Source organism: Variovorax sp. PvP013 (assembly GCF_050435945.1).
GTDB lineage: Bacteria > Pseudomonadota > Gammaproteobacteria > Burkholderiales > Burkholderiaceae_C > Variovorax.
The window spans coordinates 38,987-55,031 of sequence record NZ_JBNDLF010000002.1; the positions used below are offsets into that span (position 1 = coordinate 38,987).

The window sequence follows — 16,045 nt, forward strand, 5'->3', positions numbered from 1 at the left end:
GGAGGTGGGCCTATTTCTTGAATTGTTCCCGCGCCGCCTGCGTGATCGCCACCACGCACGGATGGCGAACGCGCCGTTCGACCGAGACGCCGAAGAACTCCTCCACCAGTTCCGCCGCGCGTCCCAGCACCTCGACGCCGTACTGCGCGCAGGTCTCGTCCTCCAGCACGGTGGGCGACATGAAGACGCCGCGGCCCTCGGCGCCGAAGGCCTTCAGGAGCGCCGCGTCGTCGAACTCGCCGATCAGGCGTGGCCGCAACCCGTGCTCGGCCAGCCAGAGGTCCAGCCGCTGGCGCATCACCGACGACGCGCCCTGGATCAGCATCGGCGCGCCGTCGAGGCAGTACGGGAACGGCTTGTCGTCCAGCGTCGCGCACAGCGCCGGGGCGGCGAAGAACGTCATGCCCGTGACGCCGAGCGTGTGGTTGAAGGCCTTGACGCTGGTCTGGCGACCCATCGGCTCGTTGGCGATGACCAGGTCCAGCCGATGCACCGACAGCTGCGCCAGCAGGTCGCGGAAGTTGCCCTCGTGGCAGATCAGCCGGACCTGCTCGCGCGTGGCGAGCGCCGGCTCCAGCAGGCGGTAGGCGATCGCCTTGGGCACGGCGTCGGCGATGCCGACACGGAAATTCAGCGTCTGCGCCCCGGTGGCGCGGTTGCCGACCGCCGCTTCCAGTTCGGTGCCCAGCGTGAAGATCTGGTCGGCGTAGCCCAGGGCGATGCGGCCGTCGGGCGTGAGCTCGACGCCGCGCCCGCTCTTCTGCAGCAGGTGGCAGCCCAGCGCCTCCTCCAGCAGCTTGATCTGCGCCGACAGCGTCTGGGGCGTGATGTGCAGCTGCTCGCCCGCGCGCACCACGCCGCCGGCCTTGGCGGCGGCCCAAAAGTAGTAGAGGTGCTTGTAATTCATCGGCCTTCTCCTACAGGACATGCATCGTTCAGCCAAAAGCGAATGAACGATGCTGAAAATACGATTTTTATCGAAGGCTCACTGCCCCTACATTGAATGGGTCAACAACCCTTTCGGATTCCGATTCCTTCGTCCCAGAGGTTCACCCAAGGAACACACCATGAACGACAACACCCAGGTCTACGGCCATGCCGGGACGCTCTCCACCCCGACGCAACGCAACCAGGTCCTGCGCAACACCTACTGGCTGCTCGCCCTGTCGATGCTGCCGACGGTGCTGGGCGCCTGGGTCGGCGTCGAGACCGGCATCGCCCGCGCGATGTCGCCCGGCATCGGGATGATCGTGTTCCTGGCCGGTGCCTTCGGCTTCATGTTCGCCATCGAGAAGACCAAGAACTCGGCCGCCGGCGTGCCGGTGCTGCTGGCCTTCACCTTCTTCATGGGCCTGATGCTCTCGCGCCTGGTGGGTACCGTGCTGGGCATGGCCAACGGCGCCGGGCTGGTGATGACGGCCTTCGCCGGCACCGGCGCGATCTTCTTCGGCATGGCCTCGCTGTCCTCGATCATCAAGCGCGACCTGTCCTCGATGGGCAAGTGGCTCTTCATCGGCGTGATCATGCTGCTGGTGGCGGGCATCGCGAACTTCTTCATCCAGTCGAGCGCGCTGATGATCACGCTGTCGGTCCTGGCCATCGGCATCTTCTCGGCCTTCATCCTGCACGACCTCAAGCGCGTGCAGGACGGCCACGAGACCAACTACATCACGGCGACGCTCGGCGTCTACCTGAGCCTCTACAACGTCTTCCAGTCGATCCTGATGCTGCTGGGCATCGGTGGCGGCCGGGACGAGTGAGGACGCAGAGACCGACCACCCGCCCATCCACCGTCCAGGTCAGGAGAACAACACCATGAGACTCACCACCAAGGGCCGTCTGGCCGTCGTCGCGATGATCGATGTCGCGCTCCACCACAAGGCCGGTCCGATCGCGCTGGGCGTGATCAGCCGCCGCCAGGGCATCTCCATCTCCTACCTGGAGCAGATGTTCTCCGACCTGCGCCGCCACGACCTCGTCGCGTCGACGCGCGGACCCGGCGGCGGCTACACGCTCGGCCGCGCGAGCGAGGAGATCACGGTCGCCGACATCCTGTTCGCGGTCAACGGCCCGCCGGCTGAGGTGCGCCGCTCGGGCACGATCAGGAAGGCCGCGGCGACGCAGGCCGAGCGCTGCACCACGCCCGAACTCTGGGACTCGCTCAACCGCAACGTGGTCGAGTTCCTGGACTCCATCACGCTGCGCAAGCTGGCCGACGACCAGATCGCCCAGGGCGTCTCGCTGCTCGACCGGGAGCCGGCACGCAAGCTGGAGCCGCTGCGCCGGCCGGTGAAGCCGACGCGACCCAACGCGCCGAATTCGGTCTTCGAGCTGGGCAAGTTCGGCCGCCTCGCCTGATCGGGGCCCCGCGGGAACGCCGGAGTTCCCGTTCCGCCGGTCCATCCGACCGCGCAGGAAAACACCCCGGCCGGGCAACTCCAAAGGCCGATAGAGTGCGCGCAAACTTCCTTGCCGAGGACCATGCGCACGTACTCTTTCCCGGGCCCGAACGACGCCCGCCAGACGACCAGGACGCAGAGCTACCTGCTGGCGGCGGCCACGAACGTGCTGGCCCTCCTGCTGATGCTGGCCTGGTACTGGCTGGGCATGCTGCGGGACCGGGTGTTCGGCCTGATCCTGGTGACGACGCTGCTCCTGCTGGCCTTCATCGCCTGGCTCTTCCACGCTGGGCGCGACCAGCGCCGCAACGATGCCGGCCTCACCCTGGCGCAGATGGTGGCGGCCTCGGCGGCCTTGCTGGGCGCGGCCTATGCCGCGGACGCTGGTCGCGCGGTCTTCCTGGTCCTGCTCGTGATGGTGTGCCTGTTCGGCGCCCTGTGCCTGCGCATCCGCACGCTCATGATCCATGCGCTGTGCATCGTGGCCGGCTATGCGGCCGTCATCGGGCTCCTGCACCGCTTCCGGCCCCAGGCCCTCGACCTCCGGCTGGAACTCGTCAACCTGTTCGTCTTCGGCGTCAGCATGCCGTGGTTCGCCTTGATGGCGGGCTACGTGAGCGAGCTTCGCGAACGCCTGAGGAAAGCCTTCCGCACCGTGGCCGAGAGCGAGCGCACGCTGGCCGAGGCCCAGCGCCTGGCGCAGCTCGGCAGCTGGACATTCGATCCCGAGCGCCGCGAGACCGTCTGGTCGGCGGAGACCTGCCGCATCCTCGGACTCGACCCGGAAGAGCGCGCGATCCAGGACGCCGACTTCCATGCGCTGTTGCACGAGGAGGACCGCGAGCGCTACCTGCGGCTGATCGACGAGACGCTGGTCGAAGGCCGGGAGTTCGACACCGAATACCGCGTCTCGCTGCCGTCGGGCGAAGTGCGCTGGATGCATGCGCTGGCCCGCCCGATCGTGCGCGTCCCCGGCGAGGGCAGGATGCTCCGAGGCATGGTGATGGACATCACCCGGCGCAAGAACCACGAGGACCAGATCCGCCGGCTGGCGCATTTCGACGCTCTCACGGGCCTGCCCAATCGCAACCTGCTGATGCAGCTGCTGCGCCACGCCGTCGACCGGGCACGGCACGGCGCGCCGCTGGCGCTGCTGTTCATCGACCTCGACGGCTTCAAGGCCGTCAACGACTCGCTCGGCCACGAGGTCGGGGACGCGCTGCTCGCCGCGTTCGCGCAGCGCCTGGGCGGCTCGCTGCGCCTGTCGGACACCGCGGCCCGGCTGGGGGGCGACGAGTTCGTGGTCGTCGTCGAGGATGTCGAGCTGCACGCGGACATCGACGCCCTGGCCGAGCGCATCCTGATCTCGGCCACGACGCCCTTCCGGGTGAACGGCCACGACTGCCGGGTGTCGGCCAGCATCGGCATCGCCCGCTACGGCCCGGCGTGCGCCGACGCCGACCTGCTCGTCAAGGCCGCCGACACCGCGATGTACGCGGCCAAGCGGGGCGGCAAGAACGGCTTCCGCTTCCACGAGCCGGTCGCTCCGGCCTGAGCGCGCCGGTCGTCGACCTCCTTCCATCGCACGTGGAAAAGCCCCTCGAAAGGGGCTTTCGCATGTGACCGTCGCGCCGGCTCAGGCGAGGTCGAAGCGGTCCAGGTTCATGACCTTGGTCCAGGCGGCGACGAAGTCGTCGACGAACTTCTGCTGGCCGTCGGCGCTGGCGTAGACCTCGGCGACGGCACGCAGGACCGCGTTCGAGCCGAAGACCAGGTCGGCACGGGTACCGGTCCAGCGGGCTTCGCCGGTCTTGCGGTCGCGGCCCTCGTACTGCTGGTGCTGGCCCGCGATCGCCTTCCACTCCGTGCCCATGTCGAGCAGGTTGACGAAGAAGTCGTTGGTCAGCGTGCCGGGCTTTTGCGTGAGGACGCCGTGCGGCGTCTGGCCGGCGTTGGCGCCGAGCACGCGCAGGCCGCCCACGAGCACCGTCATCTCGGGCGCGGTCAGCGTCAGCAGCTGCGCCTTGTCGACCAGCAGCACCTCGGCGGGCACGCTGAAGTTCGCCCGGGTGTAGTTGCGGAAGCCGTCGGCGGCCGGCTCTAGCGGTTCGAAGGACTCGACGTCGGTCTGTTCCTGCGAAGCATCCGCGCGGCCGGGCGCGAACGGCACCTCGACCTCGCGGCCGGCGTCGCGCGCCGCTTTCTCGACGCCGGCGTTGCCCGCCAGCACGATCAGATCGGCCAGCGACACCTGCTTGCCGCCCGACGACGCGCCGTTGAACTCGCCGCGGATGCCTTCGAGGACCTGCAGCACCTTGGACAGCTGCGCCGGCTGGTTGACGGCCCAGTCCTTCTGAGGCGCGAGGCGGATGCGCGCGCCGTTGGCGCCGCCTCGCTTGTCGGAACCGCGGAAGGTGGAGGCCGACGCCCAGGCGGTCGACACCAGCTCGGCGACGCTCAGGCCCGAGGCCAGGACCTTGTCCTTGAGCGCCTGGACGTCCTGCGCGTCGATCAGCGGGTGGTCGACGGCGGGGATCGGGTCCTGCCAGATGAGTTCCTCGGCCGGCACTTCCGGGCCCAGGTAGCGCACGCGCGGACCCATGTCGCGGTGGGTGAGCTTGAACCAGGCGCGGGCGAAGGCGTCGGCGAACTGGTCGGGGTTCTCCAGGAAGCGGCGCGAGATCTTCTCGTAGACCGGATCGGCACGCAGCGCGATGTCGGAGGTCAGCATGGTGGGCCTGAGCTTCTTCGACGGGTCGTGCGCGTGCGGGATGATCTCCTGCGAGTCCTTGGCCACCCACTGGTGGGCGCCGGCCGGGCTCTTGGTCAGCTCCCATTCGTTGCCGAACAGGATCTCGAGGTACTCGTTGGTCCACTGCGTCGGCTTGGTGGTCCAGGTGACTTCCAAGCCGCTGGTGATGGTGTCGGCGCCCTTGCCGGTGCCGAAGCTGTTGTGCCAGCCGAAGCCCTGCGCCTCAATGCCGGCGGCTTCGGGTTCGTGCGCCACGTTCTCGGACGGGCCCGCGCCGTGAGTCTTGCCGAAGGTGTGGCCGCCGGCGATCAGTGCCACGGTCTCCTCGTCGCCCATCGCCATGCGGCCGAAGGTGTCGCGGATGTCGCGGGCCGAGGCGACCGGGTCGGGTTTGCCGTCCGGGCCTTCGGGGTTGACGTAGATCAGGCCCATCTGCACGGCGGCCAGCGGGTTCTCCAGGTCGCGCGAGTGGGTGACCTCGCTGTCGTCGTCCTTGTCGATCACGCCGTGGCCCTCGACGCCCGGCGAGCCGCGCGAATAGCGCTTGTCGCCGCCGAGCCACTTGTCCTCGCGGCCCCAGTACACGTCCTGGTCGGGTTCCCACACGTCGGCGCGGCCGCCGGCGAAGCCGAAGGTCTTGAAGCCCATGGTCTCGAGCGCGACGTTGCCCGTCAGGACCAGCAGGTCGGCCCAGGAGATCTTGTTGCCGTACTTCTGCTTGATCGGCCAGAGCAGGCGGCGGGCCTTGTCCAGGCTCACGTTGTCGGGCCAGCTGTTGAGCGGCGCGAAACGCTGCTGACCACGGCCGGCGCCGCCCCGGCCGTCGCCGATGCGGTAGGTGCCGGCACTGTGCCAGGCCATGCGGATGAACAGCGGGCCGTAATGGCCGAAGTCGGCCGGCCACCAGTCCTGCGAGTCGGTCATGAGGGCCGCGAGGTCGGCCTTGACGGCGGCCAGGTCGAGGCTCTTGAAGGCTTCCGCGTAGTCGAAATCCCCGTCCATCGGGTTCGACTTCGACGAATGCTGATGCAGCAGGTCCAGACGCAGTTGCTGAGGCCACCAGTCGCGGTTGCTCGTGCCGGCGCCCGCCGCCTGATTGAATGGGCACTTCGCTTCGGTCTTGTCTTTGTCCATGTGGGGAGCTCCGTCATGCAGGGAATGGGATTCAAATTCTGTCCCATAAGCATGGCGGAAGCGAATAGGCACGCTGCATGCCGGCCATAGAAGCGGCGTCGGCTGACAAGGCCGGCGCCGTCCTCACCGGGTCGACGCGCCGGGCGAACGCTTTCGCATTCGCCCCCGGGCATCCGCACGGCGTCGAACGGGCCCGGAGTCTCTGGCCCGGTCGATGCGGACTCAGGCGCCGCGCAGCGGCTGTCCGAGCGCGCTGCGCCAGCGGCGGATGAAGTCCCGATAGGCATCCGGCCGCAGGTCGTGCGTGAGGTCCGCGCCGGGCACGATCGGCCTGAGCGTCGCGCCGAGCTGTCGCGACAGCTGCGCCGCCGTGGCCTCGCCCTTGACGTCCGCACGGACGGCGTAGATGCCCTGGCGCTCGATCAATGCCTGGCCGCGCTGCGACAGCGTGTAGTCCAGCCACAGCCGCGCCGCGTTGGGCCGGGCGGCGCGCCGCGCGATCAGCTGCAGCCGCGACAGCACCAGCGTGTGGTCGCTCGGGAACACCACGCCGATCTCCGGATTGCGCCGCGCCTGGGCCAGCGCATAGGCGCCCAGCACGTTGTAGGCGATGGCTTCGCGGCCGCTGGCCACCCGGCCGAGCATCGTCGAGGTGGTGGCGGCGAAACGCACGTCGGCGCGGCCCAGGGCGCGCGCCACGTCCCAGAACGCCGGCGTCGCGCGCGCGTCCTGCGCCGCCAGCAGGAAGCCCAGGCCGGACTTCTCGACGTCGTACGTGATCACCTTGCCCTTGAGCGCCGGCGTGCGCTCCAGCAGCTCGGCGAACTCGGCGTGCGTGCGCGGCGGCCGGGGCACCAGCTTCTTGTTGTAGGCCATGACGATCGGCTCGAAGGTCGTGGCCCAGGCCTGGTCGCGCAGGCGGGCCCAGTCCGGCAGGGCGGCGCCCTCGGGCGAGGCGTAGGTCAGTGCGTAGTCCTGCTCGACCAGGCTGACCTGCAGGTCCATGGCCGAGCTCCACAGCACGTCGGCGGTGTCGCGGCCGAGCTGGGTCTCCGCGACGAAGCGGTGGTGCAGCTCGGTGCTGGTGAGGTCCTCGTACTCCACGGCGATGCGCGGGTACAGCGTCTGGAAGTCGCGCAGCAGCGGCTGGGCGACGCTCGCGTCGGTGGTCGAGTAGATGACCAGCCGGCCTTCGTCCTCGGCGGCGCGCACGATGGCGGCGTAGGCCGGCGCGTAGCCCGCGGGCGGCCGGGCGCGCGGCGAGAAGTCGAGCAGTTCGTCGGTGTTCTGGGCAACGGCGAGCGGGCTCGCGCCGAGGGCGATCAGCCCCCGCAGCGCGGCGCGGCGCGTGGCGACCCCGCGCGGATCCTGAAAGGTGTGCTTGGTCATCTCGACTCCCGGCTCAGCCGAAACGCACCAGCGGGATCACCCCCAGCAGCAGCGTCGCGACCAGCATGACCACCGCCGCCGACATCGCCCACAGCAGCGTGAAGCGCTGGTGGTCGCCGAACTCCACCTTGGCCAGCCCGACCAGCAGGTAGGTCGAGGCGACCAGCGGACTCAGCAGGTGCACCTGCTGGCCGATGAGCGAGGCGCGGCCGATCTCGGCGGCCGTGAAGCCGTGCACCGCCCCGGCCTTGGCCAGGATCGGCAGGATGCCGAAGTAGAACGCGTCGTTGGAGATGAAGAAGGTGAAGGGCACGCTCAGGACCGCCGTGACCACCGCCAGGTAGGGCTCCAGCCAGTTGGGCAGGCCGGCGATCACGCTGGCCGCGATGGCGTCGACCATCTTGGTGCCCGAGAGGATGCCCACGAAGATGCCGGCCGCGAAGATCAGCGCCACCACCGGCACGATGTTGGCGGCGTGCGCCTCCAGCCGGTCCTTCTGCTGCTCCAGGCGCGGGTAGTTGATCATCAGCGCGATCGCCGCGGCCACCATGAACAGCACCTGCAGCGGGAAGACGCCCATGATCAGCAGCACCATCAGGCCGATCGTCAGGGCCAGGTTGACCCAGATCAGGCCGGGACGCGCCACCGAGGACACGGCGATGCCGTCGTCGCCCGTGGTGTCGTGCATCGCGGAAAAGTCGATGGCGCCCAGGCGGCGCTTCTCGCGCCGGCCGAGCCAGAAGGCCACCATCAACCCCCAGGCGCCGGTGATGACCATCGGCAGGATCATCGGCACGAACAGCTGGCCGACGTCCACGCCCAGGGCGCTGGCCGCGCGCGCGGTCGGACCGCCCCAGGGCAGGATGTTCATGTTGCCGCCGGCCATCATGATCACGCAGGTCAGCACCAGCCGGCTGATGCCCAGCCGGCGGTACAGCGGCAGCATGGCCGCGCAGGTGATCATGTAGGTGGTGGAGCCGTCGCCGTCGAGCGAGACGCAGGTCGCCAGCACGAAGGTGCCCATGACGATCTTGGTCGGGTCGTTGCCCACCAGCTTGAGGATCCAGCGCACCGCCGGATCGAACAGCCCGGCGTCGATCATGATGCCGAAGTACAGGATCGCGAACATCAGCATCACGCCGGTGGGCGCGAGCTTCTTGATGCCGTCGAGCATCATCGGCCCGAGCCCCATGCCGAACCCGCCGATCAGGCCGAAGACGATGGGAACCATGATCAGCGCCACCATCGCCGACAGGCGCTTGGTCATGATCAGCGCCATGAACACGAGGATCATGGCGTAGGCGAGTGCAGTCAGCATGTTGTACTTCTTCTATCGATGGTTGGAGCCGCGGACCAGGGAGCGGGGACCGCGGCGCGAATGGCCTTGTCCCGGCCACTGCGATGCAAGGAAATCGTCGATCTCGATCACGCGCAGCCCGACCTGCGCGAACAGGCGAGGATCGTAAACGCAGCCGGAGACGGTCGCGACGATCCATGCGACCTTTCGGTCTACAAACCACGCATCATTTGTCGGTTGCTGCCTTGCTGAAGGATGGATCGGGCTTCGATCGTGCTGAAGGCGGATGCCCGTTGCGGACATGGAGCGGCGATCGATGGCGGAGAGTGTGAGATTCGAACTCACGGACGGTCGCCCGTCGGCAGTTTTCAAGACTGCTGGTTTAAACCACTCACCCAACTCTCCGGAGCCCCCCGGGTGGCGGAGGCAGCCGGCGATTCTAGCGGGACCGGGAACGCGCAGGCGGCGGGACGATTGCGGCGGCGCTCAGCCCGCGTCCGACAGGAACAGCGCCTGCAGGTCGTTGAGGAAGTCGAGCCCGCGCTCGGTCGGCCAGGCGTGCCACAGGTCGCGCGCGAGCAGGCCCTTGCGCTCGGCCTCCTCCAGCGGGCGCTGGATGGACGCGATCGACAGGCCCGTGCGCTCACCGAACTGCGCCAGCGTGAAGCCGTCCTTCAGGCGCAATGCGTTGAGCATGAATTCGAACGGCAGGTCGGCCAGGGCGACGTCGTCGCTGCGCGCGACGGCCGCGCCCGCGAGCGCGCCCTCCATGTAGCGCACGGGATCGCGCAGACGCACCTGCCGCAGCACGCGGTGCGCGAAGCTGAGCTTGCTGTGCGCGCCGGCACCGATGCCCAGGTAGTCGCCGAACTGCCAGTAGTTCAGGTTGTGCGCGCAGCGGTGGCCGTCGCGCGCATAGGCCGACACCTCGTAGCGCGACAGGCCCTGCGCGCCGGTGCGCTCGGTGATGCGGTCGAGCATGTCGTAGGCGGTGTCGTCCTCCGGCACGATCGGCGGGAACTTGGCGAAATAGGTATTGGGCTCGATGGTCAGGTGATAGACCGACAGGTGCGGCGGCGCCAGCGCCAGGGCCTGGTCGAGGTCGGCCTCGAGCTGCGCGGATGTCTGGCCCGGCAGCGCGTACATGAGGTCGAGGTTGAAGGTGTCGAAGGCGCTGGCCGCCTCCTCGACCGCGGCGATCGCCTGCGCGCCGTCGTGCACGCGGCCGAGCGCCTTCAGGTGCTCGTCGTTGAAGCTCTGCACCCCCACCGACAGCCGCGTCACGCCGGCGGCGCGGTAGGCGCGGAAGCGGTCGCGCTCGAAGGTGCCGGGATTGGCCTCCAGCGTGATCTCGCAGTCGGGCGCGAGCTTCAGGCGTGCGCGCAGGTCGCCCAGCAGGCGGTCGATGGCCGCCGGCGAGAACAGGCTGGGCGTGCCGCCGCCGATGAAGATCGTGTGCACCGTGCGGCCCCAGACGAGCGGCAATGCCGCGTCGAGATCGGCCACCAGGGCGTCGAGGTAGCGCGACTCGGGGATCGACAGCGTGTCGCCGCCGCCGCGCCATTCGTGCGAATTGAAGTCGCAGTACGGGCATTTGCGCAGGCACCAGGGCAGGTGCACGTAGAGCGACAGCGACGGCAGCGCGGCGAGCTGCAGCGGCCCGGGCCGCATGTGGTGCAGCACGTCGTTGGCGCGCGCCGCGCCGCCGGCCGCGTCGGCGCCGGTTTCGGCGGCGTCCAGGCGCTGGATCGGGATGCTCACGATGCGGGCTCGATGCGGCGGCTCATCGCGTGCGCCACGCGTTGCGCATGAGCTCGACCATGGCGCGCGCGGCCTGGCCGCGGTGGCTGTTGGCGTTCTTGACCTCCGGCGACAGCTGCGCGAAGGTGCGGCCGAACTGCGGCAGGAACATCACCGGATCGAAGCCGAAGCCGTTCTCGCCGACCGGCTCGCGCGCGATCTCGCCGGGCGCCCGGCCGACGGCCACCAATGGCTCCGGATCGTCGGCGCGGCGCAGCGCGACCAGCGTGCTGACGAGCGCGGCACGGCGGTTGTCGATGCCGGCCATCTGCTCGAGCAGGGCGCGCACGTTGTTGGCGTCGCCCTTGGCATAGCCGAAGCGGGTCGCGTAGTAGGCGGTGTCGACGCCGGGCAGGCCGCCGAAGGCCTCGACGCACAAGCCCGCGTCGTCGGCGATGGCCGGCAGGCCGGTCGCGGCCGAGGCGTGGCGCGCCTTGGCCAGCGCGTTCTCGACGAAGGTGCGGAACGGCTCGGCCGCCTCGCCCACGCCCAGGTCGGACTGGCGCACCAGCTCGAAGCCGAGCGGCGCCAGCAGGGGCTGCAGTTCGGCGAGCTTGCCGGCGTTGTTGGAGGCGAGGACGAGCTTCATGGGCGGTACTGGACGATCGATCGCCGTGCCTCAGGCCGCCAGCGCCCGGCGCTGCAGTTCGACGAGTTCGCCGATGCCCTTGGCGGCCAGGTCGAGCAGCGCATTCATCTCGGCACGCGTGAACGCCGCGCCCTCGGCCGTGCCCTGCACCTCGACGAAATCGCCGGCGCCGGTCATGACGACGTTCATGTCGGTGTCGCAGGCCGAGTCCTCGACGTATTCGAGGTCGAGCAGCGGCGTGCCGTCCACGATGCCCACGGAGATGGCCGCCACGCTCTCCCGGATGGGCGACGCGGCGATCAGGCCGGCGGCCAGCAGCTTGGCGACGGCGTCCTGCGCCGCGACGAAGGCGCCGGTGATCGCGGCGGTGCGGGTGCCGCCATCGGCCTGCAGCACGTCGCAGTCGAGGTGGATGGTGCGCTCGCCCAGCGCCGCCAGGTCGAACACGGCGCGCATGGAACGGCCGATGAGGCGCTGGATCTCCTGCGTGCGGCCGCTCTGCTTGCCCTTGGCGGCCTCGCGGCTGCCGCGCGTGTGGGTGGCGCGCGGCAGCATGCCGTACTCGGCGGTCACCCAGCCCTCGCCGCTGCCCTTCTTGTGCGGCGGCACCTTCTCCTCGACCGAGGCGGTGCACAGCACGCGCGTCTGGCCGAACTCGATAAGCACCGAGCCCTCGGCGTGGATGGTGAAGCCCCGGGTGATGCGCACCGGGCGCAGCTGGTCGGCGGCGCGCTGGCCGCTGCGGATGAAATCGGTCATGTCGAGAAGAGAAGAAAGAAAGGAAGAAGGAGCGGCGCGCGGCTCAGGCCTTGCGTGCCGCCGAGCGCCGGATGGCCTCGTTGATCTCCGCGATCGAGCGCTCGATCGTGTCCTCGTCGAGGTCGTCGAGTTCGTGATCGGCGGGGATGCCGGCCTGGATGGTGGAGGCGAAGACGCCGTCGTTGATGCTGTCGGTGGACACGCCCCGCGCCGCAGGGGCGCCACCGACCGAGCCGGACGTCTCCCACTCGATGGCCACGAGCGTGACGTTGTCGCTGTGCGCGCCGCCCCGGCGCAACGCCAGTTCCGCCAGGTCCGGCGCGGCGTCCGAGACCGGCTTGCCCGAGGACAGCGTGTGCACGATGAGCGCGTCGTCGAGCACGCCCCAGACGCCGTCGGAGCACAGCATGAGGCGGTCGCCGTGCAGCAGCGGCATCGGCGCCGAGATGTCGAACACCGGCGGCGTGGGCGAGCCCAGGCAGGTCAGCAGCAGGTTGCGGTTGATCTGCTCGGGCGAACTGCCCGGGCGCGGCCGCTCGGCATGCGAATGGTCGCGCGTGCGCTTGATCATCACGCCGTCGCGCACCAGGTAGAGTCGCGAGTCGCCGCAATGCAGCCACGTCGCGTGGCCGCCCTGGATGACGGCCGCCACGAGCGTGGTGCGCGGGGTGTCGAGCATGCCCCGGTTGCCCGCGTACCGCATGATCTGCTGGTGCGCCGTCATGGTGGCCGACGCCAGGAAGGACGTCACGTCCTTGAGCACAGGCCGCGCCTCGCGCTGGAACAGGGCCGCGATGGTCTGCAGCGCCATCTGCGCGGCCACCTCCCCCTCGGGATGCCCGCCCATGCCGTCGGCCAGCAGGAACAGGCCCGATTCGCGCGTGTAGCAGTAGCCCATGCGGTCCTCGTTCTTGACGCGGCCCCCGCGACGGGTGACCTGGAAGACGGAGAACTTCATGGCGGTTGCGTCGTGGGTGCGGGTGTCTTGGGCAGGCTCTTCTTGTCGAGCGAACGCATGTTGTCGATCGACAGGCGCATCTTCTCGCCGACGGTGAGCTTGCTGTAGCGGCGCTCGCCGTCGCGGCTGAGCTCCTTCTGCAGCGCGAAGACCGACTGCGGCCGCGACAGCGGATCGAGCGACATGCACCACTCGACGACCTCGATCAGGTTGTCCGAGTAGATGCCGCGCAGCCGCGAGAGCGACAGGCCGAGACGGTCCTTCTCGATGCGCTGGGGCGCGTCGTTGGGCGGATAGCCCTGCATGCAGGCGTACATGCAGGCGCCGATCGCGTAGATGTCGGTCCAGGGCCCCATCGACGAGTCGCGGCGGTACATCTCCGGCGCGGCGAAGCCGGGCGTGTACATCGGACGGATGAAGTTGCCCTCTTTGGACAGCACCTCCCGGGCGGCGCCGAAGTCGATCATCACGGCGCGGTCGTCGTCGGTCACGAACACATTCGCCGGCTTGATGTCCAAGTGCAGCATCTTGTGCTGATGCACGATGCGCAGGCCGCGCAGGATCTCGTCGAACAGCGATCGGATGGTCGATTCGCGGAACACCTTCTGCTTGCGCAGGTCGCGCGCGGTGACGATGAAGTCCTGCAGGGTCGCGCCCTCCAGGTAGTTCATGACCATGTAGACGGTCTCGTTCTCGCGGAAGAAGTTGAGCACGCTCACGACCGAGGCATGGGAGATCTGCGCCAGCGAGCGGCCTTCCTCGAAGAAGCTCTTGAGGCCGAGCCGGTAGAGCGAGAGCTTTTCCGGCGGCACCTGGGGCGCCAGTTCGCCAATGCCGCGGGTGGCCAGCGACGACGGCAGATACTCCTTGATCGCCACCTGCTGCCCTTCGCGGTCCACGGCCAGGTAGACGACACCGAATCCTCCTGCCGACAGCCGGCGCACGATGCGGTAATCGCCGATGGCCGTGTCCGGCAACAGGGGCGAAGGTTTGACCTTTGACATAATCCGGGAGTTTCGCCGAAGGGCAATCCGAGGGCAGTGGTGCCGCCGCCCCGGCGCAGGCTACAAATCACAGTGAGGCGAGATGCCAGTTTACAGCATGACCGGCTATGCCAACGGCCAGAACGGACCCGTTGCCACCCAGCCAGAAACCGAATCCCGGCCCCCGAACATCGGCCGTCTGGGCGTCGAGATCCGATCGGTCAACAGCCGCTTCCTCGACCTGACATTCAAGCTTCCGGAGGAGTTGCGCCAGCACGAAGGCGCCCTGCGCGAGCTGCTTTCCTCGCGCCTCAAGCGCGGCAAGGTCGAGTTGCGTGCCGCGCTCGAGAGCCTCGCGCCAGCCGGCGTCGCCGAACCCTCCACCCGCCTCCTGCAGCGCCTCAACGGCGTGCAGGACAACATCCGCGCCTGGCTGCCCGCCGCACGCGAACTGAGCGTGGCCGACGTGCTGCGCCTGGCCGCGAACGGCGATGCGTCGACCCGGGCCGACGCGGGCGTCGACCTGCTCGACGTGACCCGCCAGGCTCTGGAGAGCCTGCTGGCCGCGCGCGAACGCGAAGGCGCGCGTCTGGCCGACATGCTGCGCGGCCATCTGAAGCAACTCCGCGAACTGACCGCCCAGGCCGCCCCGCTCGTCCCGAAGCTGGTCGAACAGCAGCGCACCCGTTTCCTGGAGCGTTGGCAGGAGGCCATGGGCCTGACCGGCGGCACGCTGCCCGAAGCCGCGCAGGACCGCGCCCTGACCGAGGCCACGGCCTTCGCGATCCGCATCGACGTCGCCGAGGAATTGGCGCGCCTGGGCTCGCACCTCGACGAGATCGAGCGTCTGCTGCACAAGGGCGGCGAGGTCGGCAAGCGCCTGGACTTCCTGATCCAGGAGTTGCATCGCGAAGCCAACACGCTGGGCTCCAAGTCCGCGGCCCTGGAACTGACGCACATCGGCGTCGACATGAAGGTGTCGATCGAACAGATGCGCGAACAGGTCCAGAACATCGAATGAAGGCGCGCATGGACTACCCCGGCAACCTCTTCGTGGTCGCGGCGCCCAGCGGCGCGGGCAAATCGAGCCTGGTCAAGGCCCTGATGGAACTCGACTCGGCGGTGCAGCCGTCGGTCTCGCACACCACGCGCGCGCCGCGCGGCCAGGAAAAGCACGGCCGCGAATACTTCTTCGTCTCGCAGCCCGAGTTCGACGCGATGGTCGAGTCCGACGTGTTCCTGGAATGGGCGCACGTCCACGGCCAGCGCTACGGCACCTCCAAGAAGGCCATCGAGGAACGCGTGGCCCTCGGTGCCGACGTCATCCTGGAGATCGACTTCCAGGGCGCCATCCAGATCCGCAAGACCTTCTCGAACGCCGTCCTCATCTTCATCCTGCCGCCGAGCTGGGAAGAACTGCGGTCGCGCCTGGAGCGCCGCGGCGAGGACAGCGCGGACGTCATCCAGCTGCGCCTGGGCAACGCGGCCGACGAGATGGCGCGCGCGGCGGAATTCGACTTCGTTATAATCAACGAGCTATTCGAGCGTGCGCTTTTCGACCTGAAAGCCATCGTCCACGCGCAACGCCTCCGGTACTCCGCCCAGCGCCGCGCGCGTGCCGACACCTTCTCGGCATTGAACATTCCCTGAACGTCCTCGCTCCCCGACCCTTTTCGAAAGAAGACCCCATGGCCCGCATCACCGTCGAAGACTGCCTCGAGCAGATCCCCAACCGCTTCCAGCTCGTGCTGGCCGCGACCTATCGCGCCCGGATGCTCAGCCAGGGTCACGCGCCCAAGATCGAGAGCAAGAACAAGCCCGCGGTCACCGCCCTGCGCGAGATCGCCGAAGGCAAGATCGGCATCGAGATGCTCAAGAAGGTCCCCGGCTGAACCCGATGGCTTCCCTCACGAATAAGCACCGCCTGGCGGTGCTTTTTTTACGCCCGGACGCGGCGTCGTGCGGCCCACGCTAAAGTGCAAGGC

At 68.8% G+C, this 16,045-nt stretch carries 16 protein-coding genes and 1 tRNA gene; 6 read left to right on the forward strand and 11 right to left on the reverse strand.

The features are described 5' to 3' along the window. Positions 1-10: 10 nt before the first annotated feature. Positions 11-907 (reverse strand): transcriptional activator NhaR, encoded by an 897-nt coding sequence (gene nhaR / locus ABID77_RS08000; protein ID WP_429593475.1) that lies wholly within the window; start codon positions 905-907, stop codon positions 11-13. A 160-nt stretch (positions 908-1,067) separates the two neighbouring features. On the opposite strand from nhaR, the gene ABID77_RS08005 reads away from it, so the two are divergent. The 3 genes from ABID77_RS08005 to ABID77_RS08015 all read left to right on the forward strand — a co-directional run bounded on the left by ABID77_RS08005 (position 1,068) and on the right by ABID77_RS08015 (position 3,954). After that, the gene (locus ABID77_RS08005) at positions 1,068-1,760 is read left to right on the forward strand and encodes a Bax inhibitor-1/YccA family protein (protein ID WP_429593478.1); all 693 of its coding nucleotides are present in this window, start codon (positions 1,068-1,070) and stop codon (positions 1,758-1,760) included. Between the two features lie 55 nt (positions 1,761-1,815). Next, positions 1,816-2,358, forward strand: a complete 543-nt coding sequence (locus ABID77_RS08010) for an Rrf2 family transcriptional regulator (protein WP_429593481.1) — start codon at positions 1,816-1,818, stop codon at positions 2,356-2,358. 123 nt (positions 2,359-2,481) lie between these two features. Continuing rightward, positions 2,482-3,954, forward strand: coding sequence for a diguanylate cyclase domain-containing protein (locus tag ABID77_RS08015; RefSeq protein ID WP_429593484.1), 1,473 nt, complete (start codon positions 2,482-2,484; stop codon positions 3,952-3,954). An 81-nt stretch (positions 3,955-4,035) separates the two neighbouring features. Here the strand turns inward: ABID77_RS08015 and katG are convergent, their stop codons facing one another. From katG to ABID77_RS08065, 10 genes are all read right to left on the reverse strand, one after another. Further along, positions 4,036-6,285 (reverse strand): catalase/peroxidase HPI, encoded by a 2,250-nt coding sequence (katG, locus tag ABID77_RS08020; RefSeq protein WP_429593487.1) that lies wholly within the window; start codon positions 6,283-6,285, stop codon positions 4,036-4,038. Between the two features lie 222 nt (positions 6,286-6,507). Then, positions 6,508-7,674 carry an ABC transporter substrate-binding protein gene (locus tag ABID77_RS08025; RefSeq protein WP_429593490.1) on the reverse strand — a complete coding sequence of 389 codons (1,167 nt, stop codon included), beginning with the start codon at positions 7,672-7,674 and terminating at the stop codon, positions 6,508-6,510. A gap of 13 nt (positions 7,675-7,687) precedes the next feature. Continuing rightward, on the reverse strand, positions 7,688-8,992 hold the full coding sequence (locus tag ABID77_RS08030) for a CitMHS family transporter (RefSeq protein WP_429593493.1): 1,305 nt from the start codon (positions 8,990-8,992) through the stop codon (positions 7,688-7,690). A gap of 12 nt (positions 8,993-9,004) precedes the next feature. After that, positions 9,005-9,316 (reverse strand): hypothetical protein, encoded by a 312-nt coding sequence (locus ABID77_RS08035; protein WP_429593495.1) that lies wholly within the window; start codon positions 9,314-9,316, stop codon positions 9,005-9,007. After that, positions 9,289-9,376: transfer RNA gene (locus ABID77_RS08040), tRNA-Ser, on the reverse strand. The genes ABID77_RS08035 and ABID77_RS08040 overlap by 28 nt, the downstream gene beginning before the upstream one ends. Positions 9,377-9,457: 81 nt before the next feature. Then, positions 9,458-10,642 carry a radical SAM family heme chaperone HemW gene (gene hemW, locus ABID77_RS08045; RefSeq protein WP_429594737.1) on the reverse strand — a complete coding sequence of 395 codons (1,185 nt, stop codon included), beginning with the start codon at positions 10,640-10,642 and terminating at the stop codon, positions 9,458-9,460. 112 nt (positions 10,643-10,754) lie between these two features. Further along, positions 10,755-11,360 (reverse strand): RdgB/HAM1 family non-canonical purine NTP pyrophosphatase, encoded by a 606-nt coding sequence (gene rdgB, locus ABID77_RS08050; RefSeq protein WP_429593498.1) that lies wholly within the window; start codon positions 11,358-11,360, stop codon positions 10,755-10,757. Positions 11,361-11,390: 30 nt separating this feature from the next. Continuing rightward, positions 11,391-12,119, reverse strand: a complete 729-nt coding sequence (gene rph / locus ABID77_RS08055) for a ribonuclease PH (RefSeq protein WP_429593501.1) — start codon at positions 12,117-12,119, stop codon at positions 11,391-11,393. Between the two features lie 43 nt (positions 12,120-12,162). After that, on the reverse strand, positions 12,163-13,077 hold the full coding sequence (locus ABID77_RS08060; protein WP_429593504.1) for a PP2C family protein-serine/threonine phosphatase: 915 nt from the start codon (positions 13,075-13,077) through the stop codon (positions 12,163-12,165). Further along, positions 13,074-14,081 carry a serine/threonine protein kinase gene (locus ABID77_RS08065; protein ID WP_429593507.1) on the reverse strand — a complete coding sequence of 336 codons (1,008 nt, stop codon included), beginning with the start codon at positions 14,079-14,081 and terminating at the stop codon, positions 13,074-13,076. Before ABID77_RS08065 ends, ABID77_RS08060 begins: the two co-directional genes overlap by 4 nt. Positions 14,082-14,163: 82 nt before the next feature. On the opposite strand from ABID77_RS08065, the gene ABID77_RS08070 reads away from it, so the two are divergent. From ABID77_RS08070 to rpoZ, 3 genes are read left to right on the forward strand one after another with little or no spacing between them, the layout of a single operon-like run. After that, positions 14,164-15,081, forward strand: coding sequence for a YicC/YloC family endoribonuclease (locus tag ABID77_RS08070; protein WP_429593510.1), 918 nt, complete (start codon positions 14,164-14,166; stop codon positions 15,079-15,081). 8 nt (positions 15,082-15,089) lie between these two features. Continuing rightward, the gene (gene gmk / locus ABID77_RS08075) at positions 15,090-15,710 is read left to right on the forward strand and encodes a guanylate kinase (protein ID WP_429594740.1); all 621 of its coding nucleotides are present in this window, start codon (positions 15,090-15,092) and stop codon (positions 15,708-15,710) included. A 38-nt stretch (positions 15,711-15,748) separates the two neighbouring features. After that, positions 15,749-15,952 carry a DNA-directed RNA polymerase subunit omega gene (gene rpoZ / locus ABID77_RS08080; RefSeq protein ID WP_429593513.1) on the forward strand — a complete coding sequence of 68 codons (204 nt, stop codon included), beginning with the start codon at positions 15,749-15,751 and terminating at the stop codon, positions 15,950-15,952. The last annotated feature ends 93 nt before the right edge of the window (positions 15,953-16,045 follow it).